Below are 12,475 nucleotides of genomic sequence, written 5' to 3'. Positions count from 1 at the left end.
AGTGATACGTATGGAATATTATATGCAAGATGTAGTAATGTGAACTGTATTAATAGGTGAAATGAACAAAAGGAAGTGGGATATATGCGATACGAACTGGGTCTATATAATAAACCGTTTCAGTCAATTCAATCAGGAAAAAAAGTATATGAAGTACGCCTATACGATGAAAAACGTCAACTAATAAACAAAGGCGATGAAATCGTATTTACGAATCTTACGACAAAAGAAATGATGACGGTAAAAGTAACGGAAATAAAGCGATACGAGAGCTTTAAAGCCATGTATGAACAAATCGATAAAAAATTATTGGATTGTGAAAATGATAGTTTAGAGGAAATGTTAGAAAGTACATACAAAATATATACGAAAGAACAAGAAAAAGAGTGGGGAACAGTTGCGATTCGTATTGAGGTAATAAAATGATAAGAAATCGCGGAGCGGCTATCATTGTACAGGAAGGAAAAATCGCTCTTATAAAACGTATTCGAGAAGAGGAAACATATTATGTGTTTCCTGGCGGAGGGATTGAGGAAGGTGAAACGCCTGAAGAGGCAACGAAAAGAGAGGTATACGAAGAATTAGGGGTACATATAAAAGTGGAGCACCTTATTGCAAAGGTAAAATATAAAGGAAATGAATATTATTATGCTGCCTATATTACAGGCGGAGTGTTCGGAAGTGGAACAGCTGAGGAATTTCAGTGGGAAGGTAGAGGAAGTTATATTCCGTTATGGCTACCGATAAATGAGTTGGAAAAAGTGAATATAAAACCTTATGAAGTGGTCGGAAATATATTTAATCATTATAAAATATAACGTCTGACAACATACAAAAAAAACCATTGACATAGGCTTCTGATTTAAGTATTGTATTCGAGTATGTTTATAATCAGGAGGTTTATATGAGCAATCAAACTACTACACATCATGTGAAAATGACAACAGCAGATCCATCTGGAATTGGTCTATTTGGATTAGCGATGGTAACACTTGTAGCATCATCTCAAAAGTTAGGCTTAACAGATGGCGTTTCACTTGTATTACCGTGGGCAATCTTTTTAGGAGGATTTGCACAAATCTTTGCTTGCATTCATGATGCAAAGCATAACAATACATTCGGTACAACAGCATTCGGTGCGTACGGTCTATTTTGGCTAGGTGTTGGAATGACTTGGTTAATTCAACTTGGAGTATTTGGCGAAAAATTAGCACAAGCTGCAGATTCAAAACAGCTTGGTGTAGCCTTTATCGGATATTTGATTTTCACAATCTTTATGACAATTGGTGCAATGGAAACACATAAAGTATTATTTATGATTTTCGTCCTTATTGATTTCTTATTTATCGGTCTTTCATTAAGTACTTTAGGTGTTATGCCGCATGCAATGCATAATTTAGCAGCATATTCTGAACTTCTTATTTCATTATTATCTTTCTATGGTTCAGCAGCAGCAGTGTTAAACACACACTTCGGAAAAGTTGTTTTACCAGTTGGAAAGCCGTTTGGTATTTTTAAAAAGTAATAAAAAAGCACAGATGATTGTATAGTCATCTGTGCTTTTTTATTTATTGAAAGCTATAGCAGTCGTCCTTGTTAATTCAGAAATTTTTTGAGAGCTCGCAGAATTACCGTCTATTGTTACATGAACTTGTTGCTTAGGGTTCGCTGTAACTACCCATGCGTTTGGTAAATAGCGTGATTTATGAGATAAGGTGGAAGGGATATTTAAAATATCTCCCATTGCATATAATGTTGCTGATGATCCACCGTCCATTGCCATCGCATTGACAGCACCTTTTTCATAAAGAATATCTTGACAATCTCTCAAGGAAGCACCAATGCTATGAGGTTGTCTACCATCAATGACGAAAAACATAATCGATCCATCTTTTTTCTGAGCCATAATGCTTCGAGGGCCATATCCCCAACCACCATCATTTGTAATCATTTTTTCTCCATTTACAATTAGCTGAGGCATAAATCCAGCAGCGGAAACAACATTTTTATTTAACAATTGGTTAGCAGAAAACTCTCCAGAAACCATTTGTCCATATTTTGTAATACCACTAGTGAGGGTAGGGGTATTAATATCTTTCGGCGTGTTTATAACTTTACCGTTTTCAATAACAATACCGATTCCGGTTTTACCACCACCATGCCCGGTTTCATCCCAAAAACCACTGGCATTGACAGCGGCAACTGCATGGTTTCGCTTTGCCATTACGTATATTTTTTCTCCGACGTCTTTACCTTCTGAACCTTGCTGGGTAACAAGTTTTACGTTGAATGGATTACTAATTGTCATTAATTTCCCTTCGAAAAAATGATCATTATATTTTTTCTTTATTGTTTCAATAGAAACATCTAGTGGTAAATCTTTTCGTCTTTCTAACTCTTTTTTTGAAAGTTTAGAAGTTAAAAATTCACTATTTTTCCATTTTGGATTTGTGATGGATTGAGAAATATCATTTAATTCTTCATCAGACAATAACGTGAATTTTGCATATTGTGGATGCTGAGAAGTTAAAATACTCTCGGCTGCGATAACACGTAAATTATGACCGTATGAAGTACCGAATAAAATAATAGCAGCTCCTATTAGTAAGAATATTGTTAAAAGGGAGGTTGCTTTTAAAAATCTAATAAAATACTTTCTCATCATAAGGACTCCTCTTTCTGTAAAGTGAACAATTGATTAGAGATTGAGCATGATACAAAAACATTTTTTATTTGAAATAAGTAATGTGAAATGATGATAATACAATAATGTTTGAAGATAGATTTGGCAATAGTTGAATATGAATGTAGATATTTAAAATGAAATATAAATAGTCAGATGTGAAATGTAAATAAAAGTAGAAAAAAATCAATTGAAATTGATTCTCATTATTAATATAATGAGAATGAGAATCATTTATTGTTAGAGGGGGATGCCAAAGTGGCAAAAATTTTAATAGCTTATGCAAGTATGTCAGGAAATACAGAGAGTATTGCTGATTTAATTAAAGTTAGTTTAGATGCTTTTGATCATGAAGTAGTATTGCAAGAAATGGAAGGCATGGATGCTGAAGAATTATTAGCTTATGATGGAATCATTTTAGGATCTTATACGTGGGGCGATGGTGAATTACCATTTGAAGCGGAAGATTTTCATGATGACTTAGAAAATATAGATTTAGCTGGGAAAAAGGTAGCGGTGTTCGGATCGGGTGATACAGCGTATGAACTGTTTTGTGAAGCGGTAACGATATTTGAAGAACGTCTTGTAGAGCGCGGTGCAGAGCTTGTACAAGAAGGGCTAAAAATTGAATTAGCTCCAGAAGATGAAGAGGATGTTGAAAAATGCAGTAATTTTGCAATTGCATTTGCTGAGAAGTTCTAAGAATGGGAGTGTCAACGTGGAGACAATGTTAAGTGCAACTGCTATTACAAAGTTAAGAGATGGAAAACTGTTGTTAGCTACTACATATAATGGCTTATTTGTTGAACAAGACGGAGAATGGAAACGAATTTTAAATGGTTTTCAAAAACGAATTAGGGATTTACATAGCGAAGATAATGTAGTTTATGGTGTAGGTGACGAAGGGATTTTTATTCGTAGTATGAATGGTGGAGAGAACTGGACAATTCAGCGTTTTCCAACAAAAGCAACGAGTTGGAATGTATGTAGCAATGTACAAGGAACTGTTGTTGCTCATGGAGAAAAAACGCTGTATCTTTCTAATAATTTCGGTTCGACATGGGAAACTATTCATCCGTTTCTTGAGTATGGCAGTGCGGCACCGTCTATTCGATCGTTATTTTTATATAAACATTACTTATTTATTGGTACGAAAATACATGCTAAATATGGTGGTGTTTGGCTCTTTGATTTGAAGACACGTAAATTAAAGAGGATTAAAATTGCGATGAATCAAATGATCTCCGCGTTGACTTTACACAATTCTTATTTAGTAGCGGCAAGTGGATCGTGCAAGGGAGTTAGCGGGAATATTTCTTATTGTAAAATAGATGAAAGTATTGCAAGTGAAAAAATATATTGGCACACATGTCAAAGTGAGCAGAAAGCAAGTAGTTATTTAGACTTAAGTGTAGATCAACATGTTTTATATACAACTTCAACGCAAAATAAGGCGGGTATTAGTAGTGTGTGCCGTGTGCTTCTTGAAGAAGGTATTGTTACAGTATGTGATTCAGTTAAAGGGCACGGATGGCGCATTGTTAATCAAAAAGAGGGTTATGTAGTAGCCGGATCAGGTGAATTAAAAGCAATGCAGTGGGAACAAAAAATAATTTAAGAAAAAACTTTACTTTTATTATATTGATATGATATAGTATGTTTAAACCATTTTACTTTTAATAATATAGAGATTTAAATGAGCTGTAACTTCCGAGGAGGATAGCAATGTTAAATCTCCTCAGGGGTTGCAGTTTTTTAATATCTGGCTTATTATTGTAAGGTGGTTGAAAATGAATATGTACATATAGGTACATTGTAGGAGGATTTTTTTCATGCAAAACGGTAAAGTAAAATGGTTTAACTCAGAAAAAGGTTTCGGTTTCATCGAAGTTGAAGGCGGAGAAGACGTATTCGTTCATTTCTCAGCTATCCAAGGCGAAGGCTTCAAAACTTTAGAAGAAGGTCAAGAAGTTACTTTCGAAGTAGAACAAGGTAACCGTGGACCTCAAGCTACTAACGTAAACAAGAAGTAATTTTTGAAAAAAGAAGGGCTCGCCCTTCTTTTTTTTTGCACTTTTATAGATGTCCTCCTACTTACATATCATAACAAGACTGAATTTTCATTTATTTATTCGGAGTATTTTTGTATAAAGTACATGAATAAATAAATACTGAAAATAAAGTGTTTGTGTGAAAAGCAATTTAGAAAGAGGTAAATAAATTGAAAAACGCTACACATTTCATTGTGTTTGATATTGAAAGGAATTTCAGACCGTATAAATCAGAAGATCCATCAGAAATAGTTGATATCGGAGCTGTAAAAATAGAAATAGGTACAATGAAGATAATTGAAGAATTTTCGGAGTTAGTAAAACCAAGTGCACGATTAACTCGTCATACAACAAAATTAACCGGTATTACGAAAAAAGATTTAATGGGTGTAGAAAAATTCCCTCAAATTATAGAGAAATTTATTCAGTTCATCGGCGAAGGTTCTATATTTGTTTCATGGGGAAAAGAAGATTATCGCTTTCTATCTCATGATTGTACATTATATGGTGTTGAATGCCCAAGTATAGAAAAAGAAAATAGAATTGATTTGCAAAAATTTGTTTTCCAAGCATATGAGGAATTGTTTGAACATACGCCAAGTTTACAATTTGCGGTAGAACAGCTCGCTTTAACGTGGGAAGGAAAACAGCACCGTGCTTTAGCAGATGCTGAAAATACAGCAAATATACTTCTTAAAGTGTATAGCGAGAGAGATATTAATAAGCGATACAAAAGACATGGTGAACTTGAACTTGTAAAAAACGGAAAACTAACAGAAAAAGCGAAAAAAAAGATGCGAAAATGGGTGTTTAAAGAACTAAAGAAAAATACAGAACGCCCTTTTGAATGGAGTACATTTGAAAGTGGTGACACGTGGGAAAGTATAACGGAAAGATATTATATAAGTGAAAATACAGTAGAACTCCTGAAAAAACATTTTCGTACAGCAGTGAGAAAAGCGGAACGACAGATTAGGTATTTGGCTGAGATGGAGGAGAATACAGAGGTTAAATGAATTGCTCCTCCATCTCTAACTACATACATGTAATAACAGCGTATTGATATTAAATAGGCATCAACTTGTTGTTGTGATTGTACATTATAATTGCTTTGGGAGTGTTAAGACGTAATAAGAGTTTTAAACTGTATTAATAAAATAAAAATATATATAAAGAAAAGAGTGTAGTTTAATGGAAACAATCTTTAACATTTTAACTGTTTTAGTTTTTGGGATAATATTTACCACACAATTAGCATTAACTACACTTTCTTTCATAGTAAAGAAGAATTGGAAAAAACTTAATATCTCTTTAAGTTGTGGTGTATTAAAGTTTAAAATAGAAGAGTAAGATTGAGTTTTGTACAAGGGAGGTATGATAGTGGTAGACTTGGATATTAAAGATGTCACAGTAAAGATGGAATTAAACGGTGTCTTTTGGAATGAGGATCGGATTGCTGAAATGAAGGTGACTACAAAAGAAGAGCATTCTGTTATTCTTCGTCTAGTAGTTGATTTAGAAAGTAAAACTATTAGGGCGACGAGTGCGGAAATAGTGAATGGATTCTGCCCTCTGTGCAAACAGAAAAGGGACGAATGTAGTGAACTTAATGACTTGCAAAACAAAATGGAAATTTTAGAAGAAGCCTACGATTGGGTGAGAGAACATCCGGAATATCGTTTTCAATTATCTTTTTACGAGTACAATAAATTTGAGGTAGTAAAGTGAAATTTGCATTTTAACAACTTATAGAAGGACTTGGTCAACTAGAAATATTGAAGTAGATATTTCTAATGGAAATAAGCCTGTATAACAAGGAAGGGATATATTTGATTCTGCAACAAATGTCATCTTGCATCAAAAAAATTTAAAAATAAACATGTTTTATTATAAAGCAGAAAAATCGATTCTTAGTAGAATCGGTTTTTAATATAAATAAAAGAGCGCTTATTAAAAGCGCCCAGTAACAACAGTTATATGGAAGTATTTATCCCGTAAAAGCCCGATTGGTGAGGGCTAATAATTAGTGGGGGATGAACAAAACCCCACTGATTAAAGTTTCACTTTATTCAATACCGCTCGGATCAAACGAATACTGCTGCTTATTCTCAATCCGCTCAATCACATCTTGCAGCTCATCTGGCTTCAGAAACTCAATAGGAGAGAAGCCTTTTTCAAATGTAAGTGTGTCTGCTTCAATCATAAGTACATATCGATCATTTACCTTCGCAATATGTATTTGATCCCCAAAATCCGCAAGCAACGCCTTCACAGAGATATGATCGGCTTTTAGTTTTAATTCCACTTCAGGAGCATGCTCGACGATTTGAGCGGTTGCTTCCATTACTTCTTCAGTTGAAAATTGTTCCATAATTTCGCGTTTCGGACTGGCAGCCCATACTTCCATCGCTTGGTCGAATTGTTCGCGTTCTTCCGTACCTTCTTCAAATACATCTTCAATTTGGTCGTATACCATGTCCATTACTTGTGTTTTCATAATTTCAGGCATAGAGCGTTCATATTCGACGAATTTTAAGAAGTCTTCAAAGTAGCGGGCATGTGATGCTTGATGTATTTTTAGTTCGCCTACTTCAACCATTCCTTCTTCAGGCATGTACGGATATTGGATAGATTTCATATTCTTTGTTGTGATGGCCATTTCAACGTTACGAATCAGTGTTGATTCATCAGAAATAGAAGCAACCTTTGGTTCAAAGTCGCATTTCATTACGAATACGAATGGATCATCAAAGTATTTGCGTAGTTTTGCCTGAGCAATTAAAAATACACCACCACGTACAGCGCTTGTGTCAAGATATGTATAAACGAGAGGTTCGCTCATATCTTTAAAGTTTTCTTTTGTTTCTGCAAAGCGAATACGATTAAAAAGGTTGTAATGAGGGTTTGAATCAAGTTCGTGCCCTTCTTCTACAATAAAGCGACCAATTTTTGTTGGGGCTTGTTCTGTTTTTGCATGACGTTCTACTTTTCGCTTCGATATTTTTAATAACTCCCCATTTAAAAATTCTTTTAAGGAGCTATCTTCATATTCTTCAGCGTCTAAAGTTTGAAAATGTTTGTAGCGTTTATCAACTGCTTCACCTTTTCCTTCTACTTGTACAACATAAAAGGAAAGATAATTTATTTCAAAATCCATATTTATCACCTTGTTTCATTTCATTAACTCTTATCAGTATAGAGATGGAAAAAACTTTCGTCAATTTATATAAGGAAGGGGAAGCCCCTTCCTTTATATAATCTTTATTTTCTCGATTAAAATCCGTCTTCTAATGCTGTGAATGGAATGTTTAGTCTGTTTTCTACTGTGCGTAAACGTTGGTTTAAGCGGTTTAGTCTACGTGTATGGCGCTCAACTGTATTTTCTAGTTGACGTACTCTTTGTTCAAGCTCATTTACGCGTCTTTCTAATTGACGATTTCCAGTGCCAGGAAAAGAGATTGGAAGTTGAAATTGTCTATTTTGGTCAGATTCATATGGATTCGTTTGCTCTGCTTGATCTATATAAGATTGATATTGTGTTTGTAAGTCATACTGTGGTTGTTGGTACGCATATTGATTATATGGATCATATGGATTGTAGGGATACATAATAACATCCTCCATTTCTTTAAAATAGGTTGAATTCACCATAATGTATGTGCAAAAGCGGAGCGGTGGCACGGCAAATACCTATTTATGTTGACGGGATTTCTCTTTATCGCGCTATTTGCTGGGCAATAAGACCCCCACTGATTACAGTTTCACTTTATAAAAAATAGCTTGAGGGTTTTTGATTTGTATTTCTTTTGTGTAATGGTATATACTGGATAAAAGGGAGAGTTTACATAAAAGTTACAATTCTATCAAACTCAAACTTTTATGTAAATATGTATAGACATTTATAAAAGAAAAGAGTAATTTATATAGAGTGAAAAATAACTTGTAACATTTTATAAACATATTGTAAAATGATTGTAACAAAACATACATAAAAATGAAATAAATACATAATAGTGATGTTGGGGAAAGGGAGAGAGTATATTGTTCCGTAAAGTAAAGGGTATATTAGTTGGGGTGTTATGTGTAGCTATAATGAGTGGCTGTGGTGCAAAAGTAAGTGATGTTGCATTGGTAAGTGATATTGGTGGGCACACTGTAGAGGCTAAAGCAGAAGTACAGGATACTATTAGTTTAGTTGATGGTCGAACTGGTACTGAAGTGAAAAAAATAGATTTATCTAGTTTAGGCTATTTTGAAGATGAAGCGAAATTTAAAAAGTCTGTCACAAAGGTTGTTGGTGAGATTGGAAAAAGCGTCGACAAAAAAATGGTTCCTTCACGTATAGCACCTGATGGAAGTTGGCAAGAAGGAAAACCTTCTTATGAATTAATGGAAAAAGAATTAGTAGATAAATTGTTAAATGTTGGTATGTGGGATGCTACGTATCAGTTGCCGATCGTGGAGAAAAAACCAGTCGCAACATTAAGTGATGCGCAAGGAAATGGTGCGGTAATTGGTAGATATGAAACGAACTTAGGTGGTTCAACAGGTGGCCGTATTGAGAATATTCGTTTGTCAGCAGCGAGCATAAATGGAGTTGTGTTAGCAAAAGGAGACCGTTTCTCTTTTAATTCATTAATCGGTGATACAACACCAGATAAAGGATATCAATTAGGGAAAGAAATAGTTGATGGTAAATTAGTAGATGGATATGGCGGTGGTGTTTGTCAAACATCTTCAACTTTATACAATGCAGCAGATCAAGCTGGCCTGAAAATGGTGGAGAGAACTACACATTCTAAAACGGTAGGTTATGTTCCACAAGGAAGAGATGCTACAATTGCATATCCATATTTAGATTTAGTATTTGAAAATACGAATGATGCACCTGTGAAGCTTTATATGGGCATTCAGGGTGGAAAGCTAGTTGCTGAAGTACATAAAATGAGATAAGAGTTATAAAGCCACCTTTTCTGAAATTTAGAAAAGGTGGCATTTTTATTATGAAAATAAAAATGTATATAAATTCTGACTTTTCTTATTTACATAGGATGATTTTAGTTGTATCCTTCATAGTAACGGTTATATGTAATGGAAAAATATAGGGATAAGGAGATGGAGTTATTCATGGTACAAATTCATCCGAAAACACGTATTGGTCATGTTGAATTTAAAGTGAAAGACTTAGAGCGTCAAATTGCTTTTTATGAGAATGTTGTAGGATTAGAGGTAATTAAGCAAGAGGGGAATAAAGCATATTTATCTGGAAAAGGTGGAAAGAACGCGTTACTTGTTCTTGAAAAGTTAGAGGACGGGGTACTGCAAGAACCGCGTACGACTGGTATATATCATGTAGCCTTTTTAGTTCCGACTCGTGAAGCTTTTGCTTCTGCGCTATTTGGGGTTCTTCGTAATAAGAATGTAATTGACAGCCCGGATGAGCAAGAAGGGCGTTATACATATTCAAATGAAATTTTACCAATTTCAAGGTTTAATAGTGCAAGTGATCATACATATAGCGAAGCTTTTTATTTGCAAGATTTAGAGGGAAATGGTATTGAAATTTATGCAGACCGTCCGCGTGATCAATGGGGAGAAGGATCAGGAGGAAGTACACCACTTGATTTAAAAGAATTGGCAACACTCGTTGATTATGATTTTGATGGTTTGCCTGCTAATACTGTCGTTGGGCACGTACATTTACGAATAGCTGATGTAGAGAAATCACATGAATTTTATGTGGAAACAGTAGGTTTTGAAGTACAACAGCGTGAAGAGGATTGCTTATTTATTTCAGCAGGGGGATATCATCACCATATTGGTGCAAATACGTGGAACGGAGTAAACAATCCACACCCACCAGTATATGCAACTGGACTAAAGGTATATGCTATTGTACTACCGCATAAAGAAGCGTTAGACGAAGTGAAAGAAAGATTAATAGAAAAACAACATGAAATAAATGAAACTACAAATGGGTTTGTGGTGGTAGATCCAAGTGGTATTACAGTGCAGTTTGAAATAGAAGCAGTGTAAAATAAGCGAGAAAGTGTATAATCACTTTCTCGCTTATTTGTGATTATTCATAGCTCAATCCAATATCTTCTTACTATATTCCCATCTTCCTCAGTGAAATCATCATCACGAATCCCGCCGTTATGCAAAATCGTTTTTTCAGAAGCGGTATTCACAGCGTCGCAAACGACAAGTACTTTCGTGATGTCTAACTCCTTCGTTTTTTCTAATGATAATGCTAGTAACTTCGTAGCATAACCTTTTCTTCTTTCAGAAGGGCGAATGCCATAACCAATGTGACCGCCAGCGTTAAATAAATGTTTGGTTAAACTATGACGTATATTAACAGCTCCCACAATTTTATTTTCATCTGTAACAAGCCAATATGTAGAGTCTGGTACCCAAGTTTCAGGGATATTTATTCCGTTATGCGCATCGAGAAGTTCTTGAACCATAGCTGGGAAGTTGGCAGGATTTTTTGAGATAACCCACGGGATCATTGTTTCACCGCTATCTTTCCATTCGTTATAGAAATCTAAGTATTCTTCTTGTAAATCAGTAGTAGGTGTGAGTAATGAGACGTTCATTGTTAGTAAGCTCCTTTATTTATATAGTTTTTATAAAAAATTACGATACAAAGTGAAAGCGTTTTCCATGATTTCTCAACCTAATTTCATGTAATCCATCTTTGTTTTTTTAGAAAATTAGTGGAGGTTTAAAATTAGAAGTTATTTATTTTATGTTAATATTTAAAATATTAACATAAAACGGTCGGAGTATTAAGTATATTTTAGTAGTATCCCTACATGTAAATAAAAGGATGTTTGTGATAATTTTTGTTTTATCTATCTATAATGAATGAAAGGGGGAAGTGCCCGTGAGTGTAGATTTTGATTTTATTATACGAATCGGTGTTGCTGGCTTGTTAGGAGCAATGATTGGTATTGAAAGAGAAATTCGATCGAAAGAAGCTGGATTAAAGACTCATTTCCTCGTAGCGGTAGGAAGTGCGTTAATAATGGTTGTTTCGAAATATGCCTTTTCAGATATTGTGTTTGAAGAGCATATGTCTCTAGATCCAAGTCGTATTGCAGCACAAGTCGTTAGTGGAGTTGGTTTTTTAGGTGCAGGCACAATTATTATTCAAAAGCAGGCGGTGAAAGGATTAACGACTGCGGCTGGTTTATGGGCTACTGCCGGCATAGGATTAGCAATTGGAGCGGGAATGTATGTAGTAGGCATTGGAGCGACGATTCTCGTTTTAATTGGTTTAGAAATTGTAAGTCGTATTTTTAAGGTACAATTTTTATTTCCACAAAATATAACAGTGCAAATGTTTGTAAATAAACATGAAGCGGTACAACAAATATTAGAAACACTACAAGTGAAAGGCATCCCAATACTCTCATATGAGGTGGAAGCTTCACAGCAAGGTACAGAAACTGTTTATAAGGTAGGGATGCAACTGAAAAATATATCGTCAGAAGAAAAGAATGAGTTTATTCAGCATATGCAAACATTACCGGAAGTTACATTTATAAAGTTAAAATCATAGTGTTGAAAACGAGGATAGATGTAGCAGGAATTTTGCTATTATCTATCTTTTTTTGATATAAAATGCACGGAAAGTCAAGCGTTAATTTTATATGGAATGGATACATGTGTGAACGTTACCTTATTTTTTCTCAATACAGGACAAAAAGTAAAAATAGTAAAATAATGGAGC

The 12,475-nt window shown here is 34.7% G+C and carries 15 protein-coding genes; 11 read left to right on the top strand and 4 right to left on the bottom strand.

Annotated features, from left to right (window positions below):
• Nucleotides 1–84: 84 nt before the first annotated feature.
• The 3 genes from HFD78_RS17350 to HFD78_RS17340 all read left to right on the top strand — a co-directional run bounded on the left by HFD78_RS17350 (nt 85) and on the right by HFD78_RS17340 (nt 1,525).
• Complete coding sequence (locus tag HFD78_RS17350; protein ID WP_016111403.1) at nt 85–426, top strand: ASCH domain-containing protein; 342 nt, start codon at nt 85–87, stop codon at nt 424–426.
• Nucleotides 423–818: an NUDIX hydrolase gene (locus tag HFD78_RS17345; RefSeq protein WP_000620829.1), complete on the top strand. Its 396-nt coding sequence runs from the start codon at nt 423–425 to the stop codon at nt 816–818. Before HFD78_RS17350 ends, HFD78_RS17345 begins: the two co-directional genes overlap by 4 nt.
• Nucleotides 819–904: 86 nt before the next feature.
• On the top strand, nt 905–1,525 hold the full coding sequence (locus tag HFD78_RS17340; RefSeq protein WP_000070938.1) for an acetate uptake transporter: 621 nt from the start codon (nt 905–907) through the stop codon (nt 1,523–1,525).
• Between the two features lie 39 nt (nt 1,526–1,564).
• Here HFD78_RS17340 and HFD78_RS17335 read toward each other — a convergent pair whose 3' ends face one another.
• Nucleotides 1,565–2,662, bottom strand: a complete 1,098-nt coding sequence (locus HFD78_RS17335; RefSeq protein ID WP_001233794.1) for a phosphodiester glycosidase family protein — start codon at nt 2,660–2,662, stop codon at nt 1,565–1,567.
• Between the two features lie 279 nt (nt 2,663–2,941).
• Between HFD78_RS17335 and HFD78_RS17330 the strand changes: the two genes are divergently transcribed.
• From HFD78_RS17330 to HFD78_RS17310, 5 genes are all read left to right on the top strand, one after another.
• Nucleotides 2,942–3,385, top strand: a complete 444-nt coding sequence (locus HFD78_RS17330) for a flavodoxin (RefSeq protein ID WP_001062752.1) — start codon at nt 2,942–2,944, stop codon at nt 3,383–3,385.
• Nucleotides 3,386–3,401: 16 nt separating this feature from the next.
• Nucleotides 3,402–4,301, top strand: coding sequence for a WD40/YVTN/BNR-like repeat-containing protein (locus tag HFD78_RS17325; RefSeq protein ID WP_058840211.1), 900 nt, complete (start codon nt 3,402–3,404; stop codon nt 4,299–4,301).
• Between the two features lie 214 nt (nt 4,302–4,515).
• The gene (gene cspB, locus HFD78_RS17320) at nt 4,516–4,716 is read left to right on the top strand and encodes a cold shock-like protein CspB (protein WP_001179150.1); all 201 of its coding nucleotides are present in this window, start codon (nt 4,516–4,518) and stop codon (nt 4,714–4,716) included.
• Nucleotides 4,717–4,904: 188 nt separating this feature from the next.
• Nucleotides 4,905–5,750, top strand: a complete 846-nt coding sequence (locus HFD78_RS17315; protein ID WP_000786417.1) for an exonuclease — start codon at nt 4,905–4,907, stop codon at nt 5,748–5,750.
• A gap of 364 nt (nt 5,751–6,114) precedes the next feature.
• On the top strand, nt 6,115–6,462 hold the full coding sequence (locus HFD78_RS17310; protein ID WP_000227983.1) for a hypothetical protein: 348 nt from the start codon (nt 6,115–6,117) through the stop codon (nt 6,460–6,462).
• 337 nt (nt 6,463–6,799) lie between these two features.
• Here HFD78_RS17310 and HFD78_RS17305 read toward each other — a convergent pair whose 3' ends face one another.
• Together HFD78_RS17305 and HFD78_RS17300 are read right to left on the bottom strand one after the other, a co-directional pair.
• Nucleotides 6,800–7,891: a DUF3900 domain-containing protein gene (locus HFD78_RS17305; RefSeq protein WP_000345046.1), complete on the bottom strand. Its 1,092-nt coding sequence runs from the start codon at nt 7,889–7,891 to the stop codon at nt 6,800–6,802.
• A gap of 116 nt (nt 7,892–8,007) precedes the next feature.
• Entirely contained in the window at nt 8,008–8,343 is a 336-nt protein-coding gene (locus tag HFD78_RS17300; protein ID WP_058840212.1) for a hypothetical protein, read from the bottom strand.
• A 432-nt stretch (nt 8,344–8,775) separates the two neighbouring features.
• Here HFD78_RS17300 and HFD78_RS17295 point away from each other — a divergent pair, with 432 nt between their 5' ends.
• Nucleotides 8,776–9,687: a VanW family protein gene (locus tag HFD78_RS17295; protein WP_098204769.1), complete on the top strand. Its 912-nt coding sequence runs from the start codon at nt 8,776–8,778 to the stop codon at nt 9,685–9,687.
• A gap of 174 nt (nt 9,688–9,861) precedes the next feature.
• On the top strand, nt 9,862–10,770 hold the full coding sequence (locus HFD78_RS17290) for a VOC family protein (protein ID WP_061655519.1): 909 nt from the start codon (nt 9,862–9,864) through the stop codon (nt 10,768–10,770).
• A gap of 47 nt (nt 10,771–10,817) precedes the next feature.
• Here the strand turns inward: HFD78_RS17290 and HFD78_RS17285 are convergent, their stop codons facing one another.
• Nucleotides 10,818–11,336 carry a GNAT family N-acetyltransferase gene (locus HFD78_RS17285; RefSeq protein WP_001103121.1) on the bottom strand — a complete coding sequence of 173 codons (519 nt, stop codon included), beginning with the start codon at nt 11,334–11,336 and terminating at the stop codon, nt 10,818–10,820.
• A 290-nt stretch (nt 11,337–11,626) separates the two neighbouring features.
• Here HFD78_RS17285 and HFD78_RS17280 point away from each other — a divergent pair, with 290 nt between their 5' ends.
• A complete protein-coding gene (locus HFD78_RS17280; RefSeq protein ID WP_000109720.1) occupies nt 11,627–12,304 on the top strand; it encodes an MgtC/SapB family protein in 678 nt (225 codons plus the stop codon).
• Nucleotides 12,305–12,475: the final 171 nt, after the last annotated feature.

It is taken from the genome of Bacillus sp. EKM501B, from assembly GCF_011800505.1.
GTDB lineage: Bacteria > Bacillota > Bacilli > Bacillales > Bacillaceae_G > Bacillus_A > Bacillus_A cereus.
This window is presented reverse-complemented; position numbering and strand designations above follow the sequence as displayed.